The organism is Virgibacillus ainsalahensis, assembly GCF_055380755.1.
Genome location: NZ_AP043943.1, coordinates 2,811,061 through 2,834,368 on the forward strand (window position 1 = coordinate 2,811,061; position 23,308 = coordinate 2,834,368).

Below are 23,308 nucleotides of genomic sequence, written 5' to 3' on the forward strand. Positions count from 1 at the left end.
CCTCACTTTGATAAAATTAGCTGATTGATAACCTGTGGATATAAATGATGCTCGATTTCTTGTATTCTTTTTTTCAGCGTTTCTTCGGTATCCTCTGATGAGACCTTAAGTGACTCCTGGGCAACAATTGGACCTGTATCGATTCCTTCATCAATAAAATGTACAGTCACCCCTGTCTGCCCTGCACCTGCTTGATATGCTTGTCCAATGGCATCTTTCCCAGGGAAAGCAGGCAGTAGGGATGGGTGAATATTGACGATCCTGCCTTCAAAAGCATGCAGTAAGGCTGAACCAACAATTCGCATATAACCTGCGAGAAAAACCCACTCGACATCTGCCTCCTGCAACTTTTCAATGATTTCATTTTCATATTCCGCTTTGGAAGCATATGCTTTCGGATTAAAAACGAATGCCGGAATCCCGTGTTTTGCAGCTTTTTCAAGGGCGGCTGCCTCTTGTTTATCACACACAAGAAGTGCAATATCACAGGCCAGGTCTTTTTCATCCAGCATTGCCTGAAAATTACTGCCTGTCCCTGATGCAAACACAGCTGCTTTCACTTTACTCATGACGAAAAATGCACTCCTTCGTTTTCTACTACCTTTCCGATAACAGATGCCTTCTCGCCATTTTCCTCCAAAATCGATACAATACTGTTTGCATCTGATTCTCTTACAACGAGTGCCATACCAATTCCCATGTTAAACACGCCATACATATCTTTATCTGATATAGCTCCTTTTTCTTGCAGGAACGGGAAAATTTCCGGTACTTCCCAGGCTGCAGTGTCCAGCTCAACCCCTAGATTATCCGGAATCATCCGAGGGAAATTTTCATAAAACCCACCACCGGTAATGTGCGAGATTCCTTTGATTGTATGATTTTCCAGAACAGCAGCTACCTGCTTCGCATAAATTTTCGTCGGTTCTAACAATGCCTCTCCAAGCGACATGGACAGTCCTTCATATGATTTGTTTAAATCAAGTCCTTCCACAATTTTACGAACGAGCGAGTAACCATTGGAATGGATCCCGCTGGACGACAGACCAATCACAACATCGTCTGCTTGAATAGACTCACCTGTAACAAGCTTTGATTTATCGGCAATTCCGACTGTAAATCCAGCAAGATCATACTCATCATCTTGATACATTCCTGGCATTTCTGCAGTTTCTCCGCCAATAAGAGCAGCACCTGCATCCACGCATCCATTGGAAATACCTGAAACAATCTGTTCAATCATCGCCGGGTCATTTTTTCCGCAGGCAATATAATCAAGGAAAAATAACGGCTTCGCACCCTGGGCAACAATGTCATTAACACACATTGCAACTAAATCAATACCGACTGTATCATGCTTATTTAATTGAAAGGCAAGCTTCAGCTTTGTGCCAACACCATCGGTTCCAGAAACCAGCACCGGTTCCCTGTAGTTAAATGAAGTGAGTTCAAATAATCCTGCAAATGCTCCAATACCGCCCAACACTTCCGGACGGGCTGTTTTTTCAATATGCTTCTTCATCCGTTCGACAGCTTCATAGCCCTTTTCAACATCTACTCCGGCTTTTTTATATACATCTGACATAGATTTACCCACCTTTTAGCAACTCGTGCCGCTTATTTCCGTTAGGCCCTCTTTTTTAATAGGATAATTCCCTGACATACAAGCTGTACAGAGCCCTTGATTGATCGTTTTATCTTTTACAATTGCTTTTTCCAGTCCCGTTTCCGATAAATACTCCACACTGTCCGCACCGATAATTTCACAAATTTCCTCAACCGTATGATTGGCTGCAATTAATTCTTTCCTTGTTGACATATCAATACCGTAATAACATGGATTTTGTATGGAAGGTGAAGCGATGCGCACATGGACTTCTTTGGCACCTGCTTTCTTTAACATATGGACAATTCGCCTGCTTGTTGTGCCACGGACAATGGAATCATCAATCATAACGATCCTTTTCCCCTCTACAATTCCGCGTACTGGGGCAAGCTTCATTTTTACACCAAGTTCCCTCAATTCCTGGGAAGGCTGAATGAATGTTCTTCCAACATACCGGTTTTTAATGATACCCATCTCATAAGGCAAACCGCTTTCCTCCGCATATCCGATTGCTGCGGAGATACTGGAATCCGGCACCCCGATGACCATGTCTGCTTCTGCTGGAGACTCTTTTGCTAATTCTTTTCCCATCTTTTTTCTGGAAGCATGAACATTAACAAGATTGACATCACTATCCGGCCTGGATAAATAAACATATTCCATTGCACACATACTCCGTTGCTCACGCATTGCAAAACGGGTTGATTCAATTCCTTCGTCACTGATTGTTACAAGCTCACCCGGTAGAACCTCACGTTCGAAATCAGCTCCAATTTGATCAAAAGCACAAGTTTCGGAGGCCACGACATAGGCATTACCAAATTTGCCTATCGATAATGGCCGCACACCATTCGGATCAACTGCTACATACATCTTATCTTCTTTTAAAAGAATATACGTGTAGGCCCCGACAATTTCATTGAGCGCACCGGAGATTGACTCCTCGTTTACCTTCATTCCACTTCGTTTGATTAAATGGGCAAGCACTTCCGTATCTGAAGAAGTCTGCAAAATGCTTCCTTGTTCCTCAAGCTCCCCGCGCAATTGATGTGCATTCATGACATTGCCGTTATGCGCCATTGCCATACTACCTGTTTGTGTACGAAAAAGTAATGGCTGAACATTTTCGATGCCTCGTTCGCCCTGTGTCGTGTAACGGACATGGCCAACCGCAGCACTCCCGGAAAGATCATCAAAGTTTGCATGTTTAAATACGTCATTCACTAATCCTAATCCTTTATGCGGTTTTAATTCATCACCATTACTTACAACAACACCAGCGCCTTCCTGCCCGCGATGCTGCATGGCATGCAGGCCATAATACGTAAGCTCTGCCGCCTTTTCATGTCCCCAAATTCCAAATACGCCACATTCTTCATTTATACCTTTGAGTTCAGCAAGCATGGGATAGCTCCCTTCCATAACCCTTTCAGTTTTTCTGTATTTTCCTGAATAAGATTCGAATGGTTTAGGTTGACAGTAAAATTGCTATCTTCGGTTATGACACCAATTTGTTGTACAGGTTGTACAATTCGTTCGAAATCTTCTTTATTTTCCGGTTTAACAGATACAAGGAATCGTGATTGCGTCTCACTGAACAGGGCAACAGTTGCGTCCCCTTCCAGGTCAACTGCCACACCTAAGCCTTTATCATTAAAGACACTTTCAGCTAGTGCAACAGCAAGACCGCCTTCTGCTAAATCATGTGCCGATTGAACCGTACCTTTATGAATCGCTTCTAAAAGTTGTTTCTGCCTTTCTACTTCAACCTGTAAATCAATGCGCGGTGCTTTTCCTTCGTATTTGCCATCGACAATATTTTGCAGTTCACTTCCACCAAATTCCGTTTCGGTCTCCCCGATTAAATAAATCAGATCTCCAGCCTGCTGGAAATAACTAGGTGTAATGTGTTTAACGGACTCATGTAATCCAACCATTCCAACGACAGGTGTAGGGAAAATTGCTTTTCCTTTGGACTGATTGTACAAGGAGACATTTCCGCCAATAACCGGTGTGCTGAGTGCTGTACAAGCTTCACTCATCCCGTCAACACTTTTTTCCATTTGCCAGAAGACTTCCGGGTTTGTTGGATTCCCGAAATTCAATCCATCTGTAATTCCAAGTGGACGTGCTCCTGAACAGACAATATTACGTGCCGCTTCCGCAACCGCGATTTTTCCGCCTGTCTCAGGGTCCAGGTACATATAACGAGAATTACAATCTGTTGTGATAGCAAGCGATTTATCTGTTCCTTTAATACGAACAACCGCTGAATCAGAGCCAGGGGTTACAACTGTATTTGTCTGTACCATGGAATCATATTGATCATAAACCCATTCTTTGCTGGAAATTGTCGGCTGCTGTAATAGCTGTTTCAATGTTTCTGCATGATCATCAACCTGTGGAACCGTATTTTCGATTGCCTGTAATTCTTGGAAATACGCTGCTTCTTTAGATGGCATCTGATATACCGGTGCTTCTTCTGCAAGTGCATCTACAGGAACATCTGCCATTACTTCACCGTGCTGTTTAATCCGGAAGACTTTTTCACTGATTACCTCACCCACAGCTACTGCCTGCAATCCATACTTTTCAAAAATAGCTATAATTTCCTGTTCACGCCCTTGCTTTACACAAAGCAACATACGCTCCTGTGATTCAGAAAGCATCATTTCATAGGCGTTCATGTTTTGCTCACGCTGTGGGACATAATCAAGATTCATTTCCATCCCGGTACCTGCTTTACTTGCCATTTCACTAGCTGATGACGTTAGTCCTGCAGCACCCATATCCTGCATACCAACCAATGCATCAGAATGAATAACTTCCAAAGATGCCTCAATCAGCAGTTTTTCCATAAATGGATCGCCAACCTGAACCGCCGGCCGGTCTTTGGCTGCATCCTCTCCCAAATCATCAGAGGCAAATGTCGCGCCATGAATGCCGTCACGTCCGGTAGGTGCACCCGCATAAATAATTGTATTACCAATTCCAGCTGCGATTCCTTTTTGAAGTTCATCATGGTTAATCAAACCAATCGCCATTGCATTCACTAGCGGATTATCTTCATAGCTCTCGTCGAACTGTATTTCTCCGCCCACTGTAGGGACACCAACACAATTACCATAGCCTGCAATCCCATTAACAACTTCCGTAAACAGATACTTTGTGCGCTCCTTTGTCAGATTTCCAAAACGAAGCGAATTCATCACAGCAATCGGACGGGCACCCATGGAAAAAACATCACGAAGGATTCCACCAACACCTGTAGCAGCTCCCTGATAAGGCTCAACTGCTGATGGGTGATTATGGCTTTCAATTTTAAAAACAACGGCCTGATTATCCCCGATATCAATAACCCCGGCACCTTCACCAGGTCCCTGAAGAACATAAGGTGCCTTCGTTGGAAATCGTTTCAATAATGGTTTCGACGTTTTATAACTGCAATGCTCGGACCACATCACAGAAAATATCCCTGTCTCGGTAAAGTTCGGTCGGCGTTTCAGGATATCTTTGATCATGTCAAATTCCTCGTCGCTTAACCCCATACCTTTATACAGTTGATCCTTTTCCACCTGTTCCGGACTGATTTCATGCGTTTGTTGCATAGGTATCCCTCCAATTTTCGATGATTGACTGGAATAATTTAAGGCCGTCATCACTGCCGAGTAATTCCTCTACTGCTCGTTCCGGATGTGGCATCATGCCAAGCACATTACCTTCTTTATTGATAATCCCTGCGATATCAGAAACCGATCCATTCGGGTTATTCTGATACGTAAATACGATTTGATTATTTGCTTTAAGTTCCTGAAGTGTTGCATCATCACAGAAATAATTTCCCTCACCATGAGCGATTGGAAAACGGACGATTTCATCCTTTTGATAATCGGAAGTAAAAATTGTCTCATTATTCCGAACGACAAGTGGCTCCTGATGACACATGAAGGAAAGGTTTTTATTTCTCATCAATGCACCAGGCAAAAGCTGTGCCTCCGTAAGAACCTGGAAACCATTACAAACACCCAACACAGGCTTTCCTTCAGCGGCATGCTCTTTGATCTGTTTCATTACAGAGGATGTAGAAGCAACTGCACCGGAACGGAGATAATCCCCGTAGGAAAATCCGCCTGGTAAAAGGATGCCGTCATAGTTTTCTAGATTGCTACCTTCATACCAGACCAGATCTGCCTCTTCCTGTAGTACTTCCTTTACAGCATGGTACATGTCACGATCACAATTGGATCCTGGAAATACAATCACTGCAAATTTCACGAACGAACAGCCCCCTCCACGTCAAAGCGATAGTCTTCAATAACTGGGTTTGCGAGTAGCTTGTCACACATTTCCTTCACCCGTTCTTCCAGGTTTGGTCCTTCCTCAACCTGTAGTTCGATATATTTTCCAACACGAGCATCTTGAATTTCCTGATAGCCAAGGGAATTCAATGATTCCTGTATTGCTTTTCCCTGTGGATCCAGGACACCTTGCTTTAACGTGATATGTACAGTAACTTTTTTCATCATTTTTCCTCCAGTCGATGTAGGATTTCTTTATTTACCTCTATTAAATCGTCAGTCCCCTGACGGAAAACATCTTTATCCAGTGTTGTTATACCCCATAGCCTCCATTTATCTGGAGAAATTTCATCGGCAAGGAGCAGACATCCATTCGCTTACGACTTCGCCTTTCCTTCATGCAAGAGGGCGTTCTTCATATTATTCATCCTTTGTTAGACCGATTCGGTTAAAGATTACATCCACATTTTTCAGATGGTATGTGTAGTCAAAGCAATCATCAATCTCTGCTTGAGTCAGCTTCGAAGTAATCTGTCCGTCAGCTTCCACAAGCTGCTTGAAATGTGTACCGGTCTCCCATGCCTCCATTGCTTTCGGCTGGACACTATCATATGCGGCTTCCCGATTCATGCCTTTATCAATTAATGTGAGAAGAACACGCTGTGAAAAAATCACGCCATGTGTCCGGTCAATATTTCTCTTCATATTGTCTGGGAATACCGTTAAATTCTTAACGATGTTTCCAAAACGGTTCAGCATATAATTCAATGCAATTGTGGCATCAGGTAATATGACACGTTCTGCAGAAGAATGAGAGATATCACGTTCATGCCATAAGGAAACATTTTCAAAAGAGGTCATCATATAACCACGGACCACACGTGCCATTCCGGTCATATTCTCAGATCCAATCGGGTTTCGTTTATGTGGCATGGCAGAAGATCCTTTTTGGCCTTTCGCAAAACGTTCTTCCACCTCGCGTGTTTCGGTTTTTTGCAGGCCACGTATTTCAGTTGCGAACTTTTCAATGGATGTAGCAGTTAGTGCAAGTGCTGACATATATGCTGCGTGACGGTCCCGCTGCAAAGTCTGTGTTGATACGGGTGCAGGGGAGGTCCCTAGTTTTTCACATACATATTGTTCAATAAATGGATCAATATTTGCATACGTTCCTACTGCCCCGGAAAGTTTACCAAATTCGACATTTTTCGCTGCCTGTTCAAAACGTTCCAAATTACGCTTCATTTCCTCATACCACAGTGCAAGCTTCAGTCCGAATGTTGTCGGTTCTGCATGCACCCCATGTGTACGCCCCATCATCACTGTATGCTGATGTTCAATTGCTTTATTTTTCAAAATCTCAATGAAGTTTGTCAGGTCTTTGCGAATAATATCATTTGCCTGTTTTAACAGATAGGAAAGTGCTGTATCCACAACATCTGTAGAAGTTAAACCATAATGGACCCATTTCCGTTCTTCTCCAAGCGTTTCGGAAACTGTACGTGTGAAGGCAACAACGTCGTGTCTTGTTTCCTGTTCGATTTCATAAATCCGGTTCATGTCAAAGGAGGCATTTGCGCGAAGGTTTTCCACGTCTTTTTTTGGAATAACCCCAAGCTCACTCCACGCCTCACATGCGAGGATTTCAACCTCGAGCCATGCTTTATATTTATTTTCCTCTGTCCAAATGGCCCCCATCTCTTCTCTGGTGTAACGTTCAATCAATGTTTTGCCTCCTCGAATCGTTCTATTTGCTTCTGTTTTTCTGCTTCTGTTTCTGCGATGAATGTTATATGACCCATTTTTCGTTTTGCTTTTGCTTCGTCTTTACCATATAAATGAACAAAACCATCATCGGCATATCCCATTGCTTTTTGCACACCAGCGAGATCTTCACCCAGAATATTAACCATAGTGGCAGGATTAAGTAGTCTGATCTCTGTTAAAGGTAACCCACAAATTGCCCGTATGTGCTGTGCAAATTGGGAAATATTGCATGCTTCAATCGTGTAATGGCCTGAATTATGCGGGCGTGGCGCCATTTCATTCAGGTAAATTTCCTCACCCTTAACGAACATTTCAATCGCAAATGTCCCAACAATGTTCATTGCCTGTGCAAGTTTGTCAGTTGCTTCATGGGCTTTTGACTGAATTCCTTCACTAATTCGCGCCGGAACGGTAGTTTTATACAAGATGTGATCCTTATGATTATTTTCAGCTATAGGAAAAAATGTGATATCACCAGACTCGGATCTTGTGAAAACAACCGAAATTTCCTTATCGAACTTGAGCCATTGTTCGATAATGCAATGCTTGTTTTTCTCGGCAAAGTCTATGGCTGCTTGTGCATCCTCTGGCGAATTTAGTTTGATTTGTCCTTTTCCGTCATAACCACCGCTACAGGTTTTAATAACTGCCGGATACGTAATGTTTTGCAATGCCGTTTCGCATTCTTTTTCATTTGTCACGATTGAAAATTCCGGAACAGGCAAGTTTGCATTCCTCATTAATTCTTTCTCTTTTTCCCTATTCTGTGTGATTTCCAATGCAAAAGCTCCTTGCGGCAATTTTCCATGTTCCTCAATATATGTGGCAGCCGTCAAGTCAACATTTTCAAATTCATATGTTACGACATCACTGATTTGAGTTAATTCCTTTATGGCATCCATGTCATCATATGCTGCAGTAATCTGTTTATCTGCAACCTGTGCCGTGGGACAATTAAGAGTTGGATCAAGTACCGCAACATTGTATCCCATATATTTAGCTGCGATTGCCATCATCCGGCCAAGTTGTCCGCCACCAATGATTCCGATTGTTTGGGGTGGTAGTATAATATTATTTTTTCGCAAGCTCGTCCCTCATTTCTGTCACTTTTGATTGCATTGCTTCACGATAGGTTGCCAGTTTTGCTGCTACATATTCATCAAATGCACCAATCATCTGTGCTGCCAGAATTCCTGCATTTGTTGCACCGGCCTTCCCGATTGCAACCGTTGCAGTAGGAACACCACCAGGCATTTGTACTATGGATAAAAGGGAATCCAATCCATTCAGTGCCTTGCTCTGAACAGGAACACCAACCACTGGCAAGGTCGTTTGTGATGCGATCATTCCAGGTAAGTGTGCAGCACCGCCAGCACCTGCGATAATAACCTTCAATCCATTTTCCCGGGCAGATTTAGCGTAAGCAAACATTTCATCTGGTGTACGATGTGCGGAAATAACATCCTTTTCGTACGGGATTTGCAGTTCATCTAGTACACTGCATGTATGCTGCATTGTCTCCCAATCTGAAATACTTCCCATTATTATCCCAACTTGTGCCATGAAATCCCTCTTTCTATATCACTTTTTATATTAATCTGTTTTCTAATAGTTTGGACTGCTCTTACTCGTCCCACCGAATAAAAATGTTGCTTAAAATGATAAACTACGGGAGGAAGGAGCAACAAACTTCACATTATAGGTCCTTATACTATGAAAAAAGTCTATTCCTCTCCCTCGTATTATGAGAGAAGATGAATAGACCATACCAAAAACACACTCAAACAGATCATTGCTGCTGCAACGAACTCATCCTCCCTCATAGTCCAGCATTTACGGTGCCGGGTAGAAACTTCTAAAGCCTATTCTAAAGAAATATATGAGGTACCGTATTTATTTGTCGGGTTAAGCATAACAAATCAAGCTAGAAAAATCAATAAAATATCGAACAATCCATTATTAATTTATACTAATGTTCGGTTTTTACGCATTTTAGTTTTATTTATACTCAAGAACTTACCATTGCTCCCCCATTTACGTGGATAACCTGCCCGGAAACGTAGGAAGAATCATCAGATGCAAGATATACATAGGCAGGCGCCAGTTCATACGGCTGCCCCGCTCGTTTCATCGGTACATCTTTGCCAAAGTTTTCGGCTATCCGTTCAGCGGAAAAACTCGCCGGAATTAACGGCGTCCATATGGGACCTGGTGCAACGGCATTTACACGAATCCCTCTATTGACCACATTTAATGATAGCGAACGGGTGAAACCGACAATAGCCCCCTTTGTGGCTGTATAATCAATCATTTTTTCTTCTCCCTGATACGTGGTAATCGACGTCGTATTAACGATCGCACTCCCTTTTCCTAAATATGGCAAAGCGGCTTTTGTCAGGTAAAAAAAAGCATAAATATTCGTCTGGAAGGTTGCATCCCATTGCTCATCTGAAACATCCACCAGACTTTCCTGTGTAAATTGCACTCCATGATTATTCACTAAAATATCCAATTTCCCGAAATAATCCATGGTCTGTTTGATTACGTTTTGGCAATGCTGTTTAACTCTCAGGTCACCAACAATCAGCAGGCACTTTCTGCCAAGCTCCTCAATCCTATGTTTCGTTCGATATGCATCCCCATCCTCATACGAATAATAATAAGGAAGGATGATATCAGCACCTTCTTTGGCAAAAGCAATCGCAGTAGCTGCACCAATTCCACTATCCCCACCCGTAATAATGGCTACCTTGTCTTTCAGTTTTCCTGCAGGCGTATAATCAGGATTCTCAATCATTGGCCTCGGAACCATCAATGATTCAACACCGGGTTGCTGTGGCTGGTGCTGGGGTGGAAATTCGGTTGGTAATATTTTGTGGCTCAAATCATTCCACTCATCCATTCATTTTCCTCCTAATGCATACTTTCTAATTCCACCAAGTATCATTACTGGGCGATCATAAACAATATATTCTAATCAGGAGTCCAGCGTTCCCCGTGGAAAGCGAGTGTTTTTTAAGCAGCGCTGGACTAGTATTCATGTTGTAAAGGTTGAGAAGAAGTCACTGTTAGGTTACGTCGCATTTTCTATCAACTGTGAGGGTTAAAGAGGAACAAAACTTACAAATAGAGACAAATAAAAAAGAATAGCTCAGTATACTAAGACATCTCTTTTGAGGTCCAAAGCATATAAATATTACACGAAATATCAATTGGAATGACAACAATTTCAGTACATCATGAATGTTAATTTATCAAGGTTTAGATCATTTTAACATGTCAAATCGCAAGGTAAATCACCTAACAAATAACAGATTGAGAATTTTTGTTCTCAATCCGCTATTTTGTGTACTAAATTGATTGTCCCTTTATGGAATTTAATAACTCATCGGCTTTATGAGTGACCGTTTCCTTGAATTTAAACTCAATTCGGTAACTCATCGGCTTTATGAGTGACTGTTTCCTTGAATTTAAACTCAATTCGGTAACTCATCGGCTTTATAAGTGACTGTTTCCTTGAATTTAAACTCAATTCGGTAACTCATCGGCTTTATGAGTGACCGTTTCCTTGAATTTAAACTCAATTCGGTAACTCATCGGCTTTATGAGTGACCGTTTCCTTGAATTTAAACTCAATTCGGTAACTCATCGGCTTTATGAGTGACCGTTTCCTTGAATTTAAACTCAATTCGGTAACTCATCGGCTTTATGAAGGTTTTTAACTTCACTAAAGTAAATGTCAGCTATAAAAAGAGCAGGAGCAAATTCAAGTGCGAATTGCCCTGCTATTTATATTGCTAATCTTTGTGTGATTTGCATTGTTTTTTCTTTTTTGCACCTCAAAAGAGAACCCGTTACTCAGTATACTGATCTACTCATTTTTCTTGGTATCATTTATATTATTATTTTCCACTGTTCCTGTTGGCTGTCCAGACGGATTCGCATTGGATCCAGCATTATTTTTTCTCGGCGTCATTAATTTTCCCTTACGTACCTGCTTCACCCAGAACCCGCCATAAATCTGTTTTGGTTCATAAGAGATAATAAATGCTTTTGGATCGATTTCCTTAATCAACTTATAAAGCATGAGCTCATACTTTCTTGGTGTCAGAATTTGCATGGATAACCGGTCCCCTTCCCTGCCATAGGCTGACCAGCTTGTTACGCCATACCCTTTTTCCCGTATTTTCCTTGTAAAGTCAAGATCAGGATTAGATGAAACAACATTCACGGTAATATAGCCTAATGCAAGCTTCTCTTCTATTTTCGTTCCAATAATAACCCCCATCCCAAAACCAACTGCATAGGCGATCAGATTCTGGATTTGATCTAAATTATCGAGCACCAATCCTAGTCCCACAACATAAATAACAATTTCGAACATGCTGACAAAAGCAGCAATGTATCTCCTGCCCTTTAATGTCAGGATCATACGGATGGTTGACAAGGATACATACACGATATTGATGATAAGTATGATTGCAACCATAATAAATGCATTTTCCAACAAGTAAAATCCTCCTCTTTCCTATGCATGTAGAACATATTAATAGTATATTCATATGGAAATTTTTTTAAAGTATGTGTTAAAATCCACGTACCCTCTTTTGTAATGCCCTTTGCCAGCTCTTCCCCAATAATTCACAGGATGCCAGATCAGCTGCCAATCGGAGATCTTCCTTATATACATGTAGTATTTCATTACATGCAGCAATCGACCACTGCGGGTAGGGGCGTTCCATTAATTCCAAATCAGATACTGCCTGCACATTGCCCTCCTGTAATACACGAAAATACCAACCGGTTCTTCCGCTTTTTTGTATCTGTCTAGCAAAGTCAATCTGACGAAAAGGCGTAGAAGAATCCAAATAAGGAAGGCCAGGCTGAGAAACTTGAATAAGCGCCTCTCCAATCTTGAATGTATCACCAATGCATACAGTAAATTCATCCATTTCAAGCACAACGAAATGTTCACCCATCGCCCCCATATCAATTGCTTCCACCGCAAATTCTTCCTTCCAATCGGTATAATGTTTAATCGGATAGGAAAATACTGCTTTATCTGGCGTTCGCTGTGGCCCATCAACTTCTGAAATACCTGTTTCGCTTAACCATACATTTTCAATTGATTTATAGGCAGACATCGTTATTTCCCATGGTCTGTTCGTTCTCCCAGTTTCCGGTATTTCTTTCACATTACCTTGAAATATTTTATGTACATGTGGTTCATCCATTATGTCACCTGCTTTATCTTATGTTATATTGTTTTTATTCTATTTAAAAATAATCTAGTATAACTATAACATTAGCAACAGGAGGTAAGGCAAATTGACAACGAAAAAGGCAGTATTTGCAGGTGGTTGCTTCTGGTGTATGGTGAAACCATTTGATCAGTGGGACGGGGTTCATAGTGTCATCTCCGGATACACTGGCGGACAACTTGAAAACCCTACGTATGAAGATGTGAAAAACGGGACATCCGGACATTATGAAGCAGTAGAAATCACCTATGATCCTGCCATTATTGCGTATGAGGAAATTTTAAACATCTATTGGCAGCAAATCGACCCTACGGATGATGGCGGGCAGTTTCAAGATCGTGGCGATTCCTATCGAACAGCTATTTTTTATCAGGATGAAGAACAGCGTGATTCAGCCGAAACTTCCAAAAAAGAGCTTGATCAAAGTAATAAATTTTCCAAACCGATTGTAACAAAGATTCTGCCGGCAGCTGTTTTTTATCCTGCAGAAGCATACCATCAGGATTTTTATAAGAAGAATGAAGCGGAATATAAAGAAGACCGGGCAAAATCTGGCAGAGATGAATTTATTGAAGCTGTATGGAGAAAATAAATAGTTGAAACGTGCAGGTATTTGCCCTGCACGTTTCTTCATAATAACTCGTTATTCTTTATTCGGACCAAAAACACGTTTTTCCATATTAGACTCTTTACCTTGCAAACGTTTATGCAATGTTCGCTTCCAATTGGGAGCCAGCAAGTCACATGAAGCCAGTTCTTCAGTTAAATGAAGGTCGTCCTTTTTCTCATACATCACCTTATTACTAGCTGCAACTGTCCACTCAGGGTAAGGTCTGTTGACCAGTTCTATGGCAGTTCCTGCTTGCACATAACCTTCCTTTAACACACGGAAATACCAGCCGGTTCGCCCACTATTTTGAATACGTAATGCGAAATCTATAATCTGGAAACGACGGGCAGGCTTCCAGCAAGGCCGGCGGGGCTGTGAGACCTGAATCAATGCATCGCCAATTTTATAGGTGTCTCCAATGCATACAGTGGATTCGTCCATTCCTTGTACTGCAAAATTTTCACCAAATGCTCCCATATCAATGGACTCCAGTTCCAGATCTGCTTTCCAAAAAGTATAGTGTTTGATGGGATACGCGAATATAGCTTTTTCTGGACCACCGTGATTCTTTTTATCGGCCACTTCATCGCCTGAGAATCCATTTTCTCCTACCCGGAGTTTTTCATTTGTTTCATTTTTGAAAATACCACTTGCCCACGGTTTTTCCATTCGATTCGTTGCATTTTGATCACCCAATTGTTTTACTTTACCGATAAAAACTTTATGTACAAATGATTGTTCCATTCTGACACCTACTTTACGATATTTATCTTTATTGCTACTTTTTTATAAGGCTGCTTTCTAATCGTTTGGGACTGCGGTTACTCGTCCCATCGAAAAGACTTGGGACTGCGGTTACTCGTCCCATCGAAAAGACTTGGGACTGCGATTACTCGCCCCACCAAAATACCTGTTGCTCACGTGTCTGAAGACCCCGCAGAGTGGTTTTCTCGAGGAGACTGAAGCCGTGCCCTAAGGTGCGCAACGGTTCGCAGCGGAAATCGACATAGCAGTTACATCGTATTTCCTCTCACCTATGAAGATAAAGAGCGACAAAGCTTACGAAAAGAGTCTTTGGTAATTATAACATTTACAACAAGAACATAGAAATAGAGAAACGTGCGCCTCGCTAACGCACGTTTCTCTATTTCTTCTTCGTATCACATGCTTTTATAAATTCTTGATAAATATTAATGGATGGCTGATCGCCTGAAACAACCATCGCTTCCGGATGCCACTGCAAGCCTAGCGCAAATGGATGTTCCTTACTTTCCACTGCTTCAACGATACCATCACTGGATTTCCCACTAATACGAAAGGAGCTTGATACATTGCGGTTCGCCTGATGATGTAGACTATTGACACGGAACTTCTCTGAACCTGTCAACTGGTGGAGCAATGACCCTTCTTCGGCATAGACAAAATGTGAACCATGATCCAATGGTGCTTTTTGTGAATGCTGCAGCAGCTCACCGTCGGCTTGCGAATAAATATCCTGATACATATCCCCACCAGCTGCAATGTTCAGGGTTTGTGCTCCACGGCACACGCCTAATACAGGTTTATCTGTTACCAGGAGTTTTTTAATAAGTGCAATTTCGAAACTGTCACGTTTAGGAATAATCGTACCAAGCCTTGGATGTGGCTCCTCCCCAAACATAGTAGGGTCGATATCATATCCTCCCGTCGCATATAGCCCATCAATTTCATCTGCTATTTGTTTCACGTCTTTTTCATCTAATAGATACGGTAATATCATTGGCATACCACCCGCCTCGTAGATTGCCCTTACATTTCTATTGGTGACAGAGTAATGTGATTCATCTATTTCCATTGATGATGTAACCCCAATAATTGGTTTCACTTTCGAATCCCCCCTATACTAATACATATGACTTTGCTTCAGTTTAGTTGACTGCTATCCTTATGTCCAGTGAATTATAAGATTTATCTGATAAATACATAACTGTGTATTTCTGATACTTGTTACAAAATACAGGCATGCATGATATAGTTGTTTAATCGGGTTTTTTAGTAATCTACGTCCATATAGACAAGAGGAGCGGTGTATTTTGTTCAAAGACGAATCCTTAGTGCCATTGAAAATGCTGTTATTCAGCTTTCATGCATCAAATACAGTCATACTTAGTTTTCTACCCTTATATTTGCAATACAAAGAGCTCAGCGGTACGGAAATAGGCTGGGTGCTGGCCATCGGTCCGCTTGCATCCATTTTTGCTCAACCGTTCTGGGGGTATTTGAGTGATAAGTATAAAACAGTGAAGTGGATCCTTTTGATTTGTATTATCGGGCTTATCATTGGCAGCACCCTGTTCTTTCAGATGAATACATTACTTTCGATTATCCTGATGGGAGCAGTGTTTTACTTTTTCACCTCTCCAATCGGGGCACTTGGTGACAGTCTTGCACAACGTCGTGCAGATGATCTTAAAGTCTCTTTTGGCACCATCAGAACGTGGGGTTCGATTGGATTTGCTACCTCTTCCCTGCTTATCGGTGCACTGCTTGATTATATTGGGGTCCAATATATGTTACTCCCATACCTGTTTTTCGGATTCTTGGCCTTATTGATTGTTTTCCAGTTAAAAGATGTAAAAGTTGAATCGGAACCAGTTCAATTCAAGGATGTAGGTAAAATCATTAAAAATAAACCATTTCTCATTTTTTTACTGATGATTTTGTTCCTAACCATTACGCATCGCGCGAATGACAGTTATATGGGACTGTATATTACCCAATTAGGTGGTTCAGAAGGGCTTGTCGGGATTGCCTGGTTTGTAGGAGTTCTTGCAGAAGCTGCTGTCTTTGCCTTCGCGGGATTTTGGTTCAGAAAATATCATCCACTGATCTTCATTATTGCAGCAGGGATCCTGTATTCAACAAGATGGTTTTTATATGCATGGATTGAAGATCCAATCTACATTATAGCATTGCAATTCCTGCATGGGCTGACATTCGGTATCTTTTACTTATCGGCATTTGAATATGTGACAAGGCTTATCCCAAAGCTTTTACAAGCTACCGGACACCTTTTGTTTTTTGCTACATTCTTCGGCTTATCCGGGATTATTGGTTCACTGGCAGGAGGCGCAATTATGGACACATTTGGCGGAGGTTCGTTGTACTTTAGCATGGGAAGTCTGGCATTAATCGGAACAATTTTACTTATTATTTATCATATGCAGACGTACAGAAAGCAAGTAACATCCGGAAAAAGAATGGAATAATGAAGAAGAACTTCTATACCTCATAGAAGTTCTTCTTCTCTAGCAGAGAATTTCAATACAGAATAACTCCGCTTCCAAGTTCTAAATTTATTGATTCAGCAGCTTCAACAGGAATTCTTTCATATCCACAAGACGCGGATAGTCTGGTTTCAACGTGGTCCCTGCAATCACCAACGGCACGATAGATTCCTGTTTGTGCAAAGAACCGTGTGCAGCACCAGCAAGATGGAATGGTGTGGACTGAGCCTTAAAATCACAACCCGGTTTAGCATTAACCACAATGAAACGGCCCGGTTGGGAATGCATCGCGCCATAAACCCGGGCTAATGGATCAGGGTAGTCGCCATAGGAAATTTTTTTATCATCTCCCACATGTACATCCAGAAGTTCAAAATCCCCCTCCATATTCCATGTTTGCTGATACACATCCGTATATTCACCGCCAGGACTATAATGTAATGAACCTTCTCTCATGCCTGAGACGACATGAATGGAGTTCTCCTTTTTCCAGGCAATAATATCAATACGATGATCTTTTTTCAGACGATCAATAATAGCGGAGAGTGAAATATTTCTGTTCAATACATAAATATAAGCCATACGCTGGTTTACAGACAGGACAATCTCGTCTTTTTTGTGAATGGGGCGCTGAAGTCGTGCAATACGATATTTCTTCAGGGTTTTCCTTAAATCAATGACAAATTTACGATAGCTGGAACCCGTCGGGGAGTGACCATTGTCTCCCATAATCATCCATACGCATTGATGAAGTGCTTCTTCCCAGCTGGAATACAAGTTCAGTGTTTTTTGGATTTCACGATCTATTTTGGAGATTCCTTTTATATCCATTGGCCCTTTGAAATGCATGCGAAAATCCAGGTCCTGAAAGATACAGAAAGTAAACCCAGGAAGTTTGTTTTTACGAATTAAATGACGAAGCTCCCTGGCCGTGTATTTATAATTTCCTGCAGCAATTTGTGTAGGAAAACTCCTGGACCGCAGTTTGGAAAAGGCACCTAATGAGAAAATCGGCGGGGTCTTGCTTGTCCACTTACCGTCTTCAAAGTAAGTCAATGTGCTGAATAACTTCGGAACTTGCAAGCGCTTTGGTGTGTTTCCACGATAGACAAAGGAATTAATAGAAGCGGAAGTCACCCCCTTTTCAGCTAACTCCTCATATACGGTAGTAACATCGCCACTCAAATGCTCATTATTCAGCTTGTAGAGCATGTTATGGATGGTTTTACGTATTCCCAACTTATTCGTTTCCCGAAAACCCGTCCCGTAATTAATGATTTGTTTTCGGGAGTCATCGAACCAATTCAGACCGGGAATCTGGTGTTTGTCAGCATATGTCCCTGTCAGCAGACTGCTGTCTATCGTTACTGACATTGTTGGAAAAGAGCTGACTACATTAGAGAGATAACTGCCGTTTTCCATTAGAAATTGTAAAGCAGGAGCATGGCCAGTTTGGATAGCTACTTCCAGTGGTGCAGGCATCAGTGAATCAATATTTAATAAAATCACTGGCTTTGTTGATGTCGATTGTCGATGTTGATTTAATTTTTTCACCTTCACATTACAAATCCCCTTTGTTTACAGAAAACTGATCTATCCTGTTAGTAGTAATTTTTTCGAAATATATGGCACCAATCATTAACATTCCGTGAAAAACATGTCATCATTCTATTATTTGATTACTACTTAATATTTATTATAAAAATGCGGGAAGGATAACAATTTGTTCTTATTTGACGAAATAATTGCATACTACCATTGGATAACTAATACATATTTAAGTAAAGGGGGAGATAGTGAATGAATAATTTCGAGAAATTAGTCAGTGAGTTTAGAACAAAGCTGGAACGCAATTTATCCCAAAAGGAGATGGAATGGATGAAGTGGGTTACAGATAGAGAAAATGTAATGAAAAAACAGTTTCTCTGTCAAAATACAGAAAGAACATAAGAGATTCTCTTTTTTGGGTATAAAATATATAATTAACACCTTTTAACCACTTTAGAATAATGATAAATGTTGATTTCACGGGATTTCTAATAAAAGTCGCATATTCAATTAAACCACTTATAACTTAATATGGATTTTATGAGGGAATTACCTTTTAAAATGTCCTTCATCAGCTTTATGAAGGACATTCCACTCGGGATTTCTGCTTCGTTTGTCCTTCATCAGCTTCATGAAGGACAGTTCTCTCGGCATTTCTGCTTCGTTTGTCCTTCATCGACTTTATGAAGGACAGTTCCCTCGGGATTTCTGCTTCGTTTGTTCTTCATCAGCTTTATGAAGGACAGTTCTCCCGGCATTTCTGCTTCGTTTGTTCTTCATCGACTTTATGAAGGACAGTACACTCGACATTTCCGACTCGTTTGTCCTTCATCGACTTTATGAAGGACAGTTATCCCGGCATTTCCGACTCGTTTGTTCTTCATCAGCTTCATGAAGGACAGTCCAATCGGGATTTCTGCTTCGTTTGTTCTTCATCAGCTTCATGAAGGACAGTCCAATCGGGATTTCCGAATCGTTTGTCCTTCATCAGCTTCATGAAGGACAGTTCTCTCGGGATTTCTGACTCTTTTGTCCTTCATCAGCTTCATAAATAATCCAAAATTTATCTTTAATCAACAAAAAAAGCAGGAGCGAATTCGATTTCGAATTGCCCTGCTATTTTTGTTGTTTTTTCCTATTTGCATCTCAAAATAGAACCCATTATGCAATAAGAATACAGCACTAGTTTTTTGTTGGAATTTATCTTAACTCAAGAATATAAAATACAAAACAAAGATAAGGAACAGTCCATACATAATCGGGTGAATCTCTTTCGCACGACCTTTTAAAATCATTGTAATCGGGTAAAAAATAAAGCCGATTGCAATCCCTGTTGCGATACTATAGGTTAATGGCATAGCCACTACGGTTAAAAATGCCGGTACTGCTATTTCAAATTGATCCCATTCAATATCTTTTAACGCAGATGACATCATGACACCTACAATGATCAACGCGGGTGCAGTAACCTGCGAAGTAACCACACTTAATAATGGCGAGAAAAATAAAGCCAAAAGGAAGAATCCTGCTGTAACTACTGCAGTAAATCCAGATCTCCCTCCCACAGCAACCCCAGCGGCAGAATCCACATAGGACGTGGTAGTAGATGTACCTACAGCAGCGCCGACAACAGTTGCAGCTGAATCAGCGAATAAGGCTTTCCCAGCGCGTGGCAGTCTATTGTTTTTCACCAATCCTGCCTGTCTAGCGACTGCAACAAGTGTTCCAGCTGTATCAAAGAAATCAACAAACAGAAAAGTTAAAATTACGACAAGCATTTCAATCGTGAAAATTTCACCAAAATGTAAAAATGCCTGACCAAACGTTGGTGCTAAACTTGGCACACTGCCAACAACGTCGCCCATTCCGGATGGAGGAGAAATCAATCCAAAAATCATTCCTGCAATCGCAGTAATAATCATCCCGTAAAAGATTCCAGCTTTAATTCCAACCGTAATCAAAATGACTGAAATTACAAGTCCAAATATAGCCAGTAACACCGTTGGGGACGTTATATCTCCTAAAGCAAGTAACGTATCCGGGTTGCCTACAACAATACCTGCACTTTGCAAACCAATAAAAGCGATGAATAAACCGATACCTGCTCCAACCGCCAGTTTTAAATTAGCAGGAATGGAATTAATGATTTTTTCACGAAGACCGGTTAATGTTAAAACGATAAAAATAAGTCCAGATGCTAAAACACCAGCCAATGCCGTTTCCCATGGAATACCATAGCCGAGCACTACAGTATAAGCAAAGAATGCGTTTAAACCCATCCCAGGCGCAAGTCCGATTGGGTATTTGGCGATAATTCCCATAAATAAGGAACCAACAGCTGCGGCAATTGCCGTTGCAGCAAATACAGCATCCGTGTCCATCCGTGTTACCCCGTCTGGCAGATTTTCAACACCTACTAAACCAAGCGTATTCGGGTTGACAAAAAGAATATATGCCATCGCCAGGAAAGTTGTTAATCCTGCCAAAAATTCTGTTCTATAGTTTGTACCTAATTCTTCAAAACGAAAATATTTCTTCATTTCTCTTTCCCCTTCTTTTTACAGTTAAGTAGGTGTTAAACCATTCTTAACTGCATAAGTTCAGACTAAAGTTTTCGCCACATATTTAGCATTCGTTTTCTAATATAAAAGTACTCCTGGCATAATCCAGGAGTACTACTTAAACAAACGGAGAAAAAGACGGAAACCATACAACCTTTATTTACTTTCTTCCTTAAGCTGCATGAATTTTAAACTTTATCCCGCGTAGTCAGACCATTTACGGCGGTCTGGTAGAAACTCTGGGCCATATTCCCGAAATTATACGCATTTATATTAAAATGTAACTCTATAATACTAAAAAGAAAGAGAAACGTCAATAAAATACGAACGATAAACAATATTTTTCACTTAAAGTTCGTTTCACTCCCACTCAATCGTTGCAGGCGGCTTGCTCGTAACATCATATACTACGCGATTAATATGCTGCACATCATTTACAATCCGTGTTGATATTTTTTCAAGCACATCCCATGGAATACGCGCCCAGTCTGAGGTCATTCCATCAATGGATGTAACCGCACGAATCCCGATTGTATAATCATAAGTTCTCGCATCTCCCATGACACCTACACTTTTAATATTTGGAAGAACCGTAAAATACTGCCATATATCACGCTCCAGTCCTGCTTCAGCAATTTCCTCACGTAAAATTGCATCAGATTCCCGAACAATCTCCAACTTTTCTTTTGTTACTTCACCTAGCACACGGATAGCAAGTCCCGGGCCAGGGAATGGCTGACGCCAAACAATATGTTCTGGAAGACCCAGCTGTGTTCCGAGTTCACGCACTTCATCTTTGAATAACGTGTTTAATGGCTCGATGAGTTCAAACTGCATATTTTCTGGCAACCCGCCAACATTATGATGGGATTTAATTGTTTGGGCCGTTTCTGTACCACTTTCAATAATGTCTGTATAAAGTGTACCTTGTGCAAGAAAATCGATATCTTCCAACTTTCCTGCTTCATCATCAAATACATAAATAAATTCATTTCCAATGATTTTTCGTTTCTTCTCAGGATCGTCTACCCCTTGAAGTTTGGTAAGGAATCTGTCTGTTGCGTCAACCTTAATGATATTCATATGAAAATCTTTTGCAAATACTTCCATAACATCATCTGCCTCATTTTTACGAAGCAATCCATGATCTACGAAAATACATGTCAGCTGTTCGCCAATCGCTTTATGAATTAAGGCAGCAACAACGGAAGAATCAACCCCGCCGCTTAAAGCACATAATACATTGCGGTCACCGACTTTTTCCTGGATTTTTTCAACTTCCATATCAATAAAATTTTCAATCGTCCATTCTCCATCACTTTGGCATACATCAAAAACAAATTGGTTTAATACGTGATCTCCATATTCAGAATGACGGACTTCCGGATGAAACTGTACACCATACAGCTTTTTCTCCGGATTACTCATTGCAGCAATCGGAGTGGAAGGACTTGTTGCATCAACTTGAAATGACTCCGGTGCTTCCATCACTTTGTCTCCATGGCTCATCCACACGGATTGTTTCGCTGGAGTATCCTTAAAAAGAATAGGCTCCTGATTTACGTCGATCATTGCTTTTCCGTATTCACGATTTTTCGCTTTTTCCACTTTTCCACCATACTGCAATGCTATTAATTGCATGCCGTAACAGATTCCAAGAATCGGAATGTCCAGATCGAAAATCTCCTTATCACAGCGGAAGCTATTTTCGTCATACACACTATGCGGACCTCCTGAGAGGATAATTCCTTTAGGATTCATTTTTTTAATGGCTTCTGCTGTAAGTTTATGAGAATGTAATTCACTGTAAACTCCAAACTCTCTAATTCGTCTGGTAATCAATTGATTATATTGGCTTCCAAAATCCAAAACTAATATCATTTCATCTGTTTCCATTTTATAAACTCCTATCTACTTTCAATCTTTGGATTCATTATACGCTGTTCTTCCTGCATAGAGCGAGAGAGTTCTTTAATCGAGAGGGATTTGTCTATGTTCAAGCGAGTGACCTGTTAATCCAGCAAAGTCGGCCTTTTCGAACAAGGCGGCTGCCTACTTGTCGCTCGATTCGATGCTGTCCCTCTCGATTCAAGTGTCCTCGTTCGTTTTCGCATATCCCCCCGCTCGATTCCACATCAGTCTCGCTCGTTTTCAACACACCTTCAAAACAAAAAAGCCTGAATCCCCGCTTTTCATAACTACACGATACAGCTACAAAAAGGCAGAAATCCAGGTTGAATAAAATACAATCCGATCAGATATTCTGCCTTCATAGTCAGGGCTTTTACGGTGCCCCGGTAGAGACTTTCGAACCATATTATCGAGGATATACGAAAGGCATATTAACTTCAGTTTTACATGTTCTTATAATACTAACCAAGCTTTGTGAGG

Annotated in this window: 20 protein-coding genes, 1 pseudogene and 3 riboswitches; of the genes and pseudogenes, 3 read left to right on the top strand and 18 right to left on the bottom strand. The window is 41.1% G+C overall.

The window, feature by feature from the left end; translation table 11 throughout:
• Window positions 1-2 precede the first annotated feature (2 nt).
• The 13 genes and pseudogenes from purN to ACZ427_RS13830 all read right to left on the bottom strand — a co-directional run bounded on the left by purN (window position 3) and on the right by ACZ427_RS13830 (window position 12,905).
• Entirely contained in the window at window positions 3-569 is a 567-nt protein-coding gene (purN, locus tag ACZ427_RS13770; RefSeq protein ID WP_461176562.1) for a phosphoribosylglycinamide formyltransferase, read from the bottom strand.
• The gene (gene purM, locus ACZ427_RS13775) at window positions 566-1,585 is read right to left on the bottom strand and encodes a phosphoribosylformylglycinamidine cyclo-ligase (RefSeq protein ID WP_461176563.1); all 1,020 of its coding nucleotides are present in this window, start codon (window positions 1,583-1,585) and stop codon (window positions 566-568) included. Before purM ends, purN begins: the two co-directional genes overlap by 4 nt.
• A 15-nt stretch (window positions 1,586-1,600) precedes the next feature.
• Entirely contained in the window at window positions 1,601-3,010 is a 1,410-nt protein-coding gene (gene purF / locus ACZ427_RS13780; RefSeq protein WP_461176564.1) for an amidophosphoribosyltransferase, read from the bottom strand.
• Window positions 2,986-5,214, bottom strand: a complete 2,229-nt coding sequence (gene purL / locus ACZ427_RS13785; protein WP_461176565.1) for a phosphoribosylformylglycinamidine synthase subunit PurL — start codon at window positions 5,212-5,214, stop codon at window positions 2,986-2,988. The genes purF and purL overlap by 25 nt, the downstream gene beginning before the upstream one ends.
• Window positions 5,198-5,881: a phosphoribosylformylglycinamidine synthase subunit PurQ gene (gene purQ / locus ACZ427_RS13790; protein WP_461176566.1), complete on the bottom strand. Its 684-nt coding sequence runs from the start codon at window positions 5,879-5,881 to the stop codon at window positions 5,198-5,200. Before purQ ends, purL begins: the two co-directional genes overlap by 17 nt.
• Complete coding sequence (gene purS / locus ACZ427_RS13795) at window positions 5,878-6,129, bottom strand: phosphoribosylformylglycinamidine synthase subunit PurS (RefSeq protein WP_461176567.1); 252 nt, start codon at window positions 6,127-6,129, stop codon at window positions 5,878-5,880. The genes purQ and purS overlap by 4 nt, the downstream gene beginning before the upstream one ends.
• A pseudogene (locus tag ACZ427_RS13800) lies at window positions 6,129-6,281 on the bottom strand (phosphoribosylaminoimidazolesuccinocarboxamide synthase); the annotation flags it as partial. The gene purS and the pseudogene ACZ427_RS13800, both read right to left, overlap by 1 nt.
• A 43-nt stretch (window positions 6,282-6,324) precedes the next feature.
• Window positions 6,325-7,629 (bottom strand): adenylosuccinate lyase, encoded by a 1,305-nt coding sequence (gene purB / locus ACZ427_RS13805; RefSeq protein WP_461176568.1) that lies wholly within the window; start codon window positions 7,627-7,629, stop codon window positions 6,325-6,327.
• Window positions 7,626-8,756: a 5-(carboxyamino)imidazole ribonucleotide synthase gene (purK, locus tag ACZ427_RS13810; protein WP_461176569.1), complete on the bottom strand. Its 1,131-nt coding sequence runs from the start codon at window positions 8,754-8,756 to the stop codon at window positions 7,626-7,628. The genes purB and purK overlap by 4 nt, the downstream gene beginning before the upstream one ends.
• The gene (gene purE / locus ACZ427_RS13815; RefSeq protein ID WP_461176570.1) at window positions 8,743-9,234 is read right to left on the bottom strand and encodes a 5-(carboxyamino)imidazole ribonucleotide mutase; all 492 of its coding nucleotides are present in this window, start codon (window positions 9,232-9,234) and stop codon (window positions 8,743-8,745) included. Before purE ends, purK begins: the two co-directional genes overlap by 14 nt.
• A 239-nt stretch (window positions 9,235-9,473) precedes the next feature.
• Window positions 9,474-9,574: riboswitch (purine riboswitch) on the bottom strand.
• Window positions 9,575-9,679: 105 nt separating this feature from the next.
• Complete coding sequence (locus ACZ427_RS13820) at window positions 9,680-10,573, bottom strand: SDR family oxidoreductase (protein WP_461176571.1); 894 nt, start codon at window positions 10,571-10,573, stop codon at window positions 9,680-9,682.
• A 969-nt stretch (window positions 10,574-11,542) separates the two neighbouring features.
• Window positions 11,543-12,181, bottom strand: coding sequence for a DUF2179 domain-containing protein (locus ACZ427_RS13825; protein ID WP_461176572.1), 639 nt, complete (start codon window positions 12,179-12,181; stop codon window positions 11,543-11,545).
• A 76-nt stretch (window positions 12,182-12,257) separates the two neighbouring features.
• Entirely contained in the window at window positions 12,258-12,905 is a 648-nt protein-coding gene (locus ACZ427_RS13830) for an MOSC domain-containing protein (protein ID WP_461176573.1), read from the bottom strand.
• A 139-nt stretch (window positions 12,906-13,044) separates the two neighbouring features.
• Here ACZ427_RS13830 and msrA point away from each other — a divergent pair, with 139 nt between their 5' ends.
• A complete protein-coding gene (gene msrA, locus ACZ427_RS13835; RefSeq protein WP_464883585.1) occupies window positions 13,045-13,524 on the top strand; it encodes a peptide-methionine (S)-S-oxide reductase MsrA in 480 nt (159 codons plus the stop codon).
• Window positions 13,525-13,575: 51 nt separating this feature from the next.
• On the opposite strand, the gene ACZ427_RS13840 is transcribed toward msrA, so the two are convergent.
• A complete protein-coding gene (locus ACZ427_RS13840; protein ID WP_461176575.1) occupies window positions 13,576-14,286 on the bottom strand; it encodes an MOSC domain-containing protein in 711 nt (236 codons plus the stop codon).
• Window positions 14,287-14,686: 400 nt separating this feature from the next.
• Window positions 14,687-15,406, bottom strand: coding sequence for a gamma-glutamyl-gamma-aminobutyrate hydrolase family protein (locus ACZ427_RS13845; RefSeq protein WP_461176576.1), 720 nt, complete (start codon window positions 15,404-15,406; stop codon window positions 14,687-14,689).
• Between the two features lie 208 nt (window positions 15,407-15,614).
• Here ACZ427_RS13845 and ACZ427_RS13850 point away from each other — a divergent pair, with 208 nt between their 5' ends.
• The gene (locus ACZ427_RS13850; protein ID WP_461176577.1) at window positions 15,615-16,790 is read left to right on the top strand and encodes an MFS transporter; all 1,176 of its coding nucleotides are present in this window, start codon (window positions 15,615-15,617) and stop codon (window positions 16,788-16,790) included.
• A gap of 87 nt (window positions 16,791-16,877) precedes the next feature.
• On the opposite strand, the gene ACZ427_RS13855 is transcribed toward ACZ427_RS13850, so the two are convergent.
• A complete protein-coding gene (locus tag ACZ427_RS13855) occupies window positions 16,878-18,368 on the bottom strand; it encodes an alkaline phosphatase family protein (RefSeq protein ID WP_461176578.1) in 1,491 nt (496 codons plus the stop codon).
• Window positions 18,369-18,608: 240 nt separating this feature from the next.
• Here ACZ427_RS13855 and ACZ427_RS13860 point away from each other — a divergent pair, with 240 nt between their 5' ends.
• The gene (locus ACZ427_RS13860) at window positions 18,609-18,758 is read left to right on the top strand and encodes a hypothetical protein (RefSeq protein ID WP_461176579.1); all 150 of its coding nucleotides are present in this window, start codon (window positions 18,609-18,611) and stop codon (window positions 18,756-18,758) included.
• Between the two features lie 803 nt (window positions 18,759-19,561).
• Here the strand turns inward: ACZ427_RS13860 and ACZ427_RS13865 are convergent.
• Both ACZ427_RS13865 and guaA read right to left on the bottom strand, forming a co-directional pair.
• Window positions 19,562-20,896, bottom strand: a complete 1,335-nt coding sequence (locus tag ACZ427_RS13865) for an NCS2 family permease (RefSeq protein ID WP_461176580.1) — start codon at window positions 20,894-20,896, stop codon at window positions 19,562-19,564.
• Between the two features lie 206 nt (window positions 20,897-21,102).
• Window positions 21,103-21,203, bottom strand: a riboswitch (purine riboswitch).
• Window positions 21,204-21,277: 74 nt separating this feature from the next.
• Complete coding sequence (gene guaA, locus ACZ427_RS13870; RefSeq protein ID WP_461176581.1) at window positions 21,278-22,813, bottom strand: glutamine-hydrolyzing GMP synthase; 1,536 nt, start codon at window positions 22,811-22,813, stop codon at window positions 21,278-21,280.
• A gap of 356 nt (window positions 22,814-23,169) precedes the next feature.
• Window positions 23,170-23,271: riboswitch (purine riboswitch) on the bottom strand.
• Window positions 23,272-23,308 lie beyond the last annotated feature (37 nt).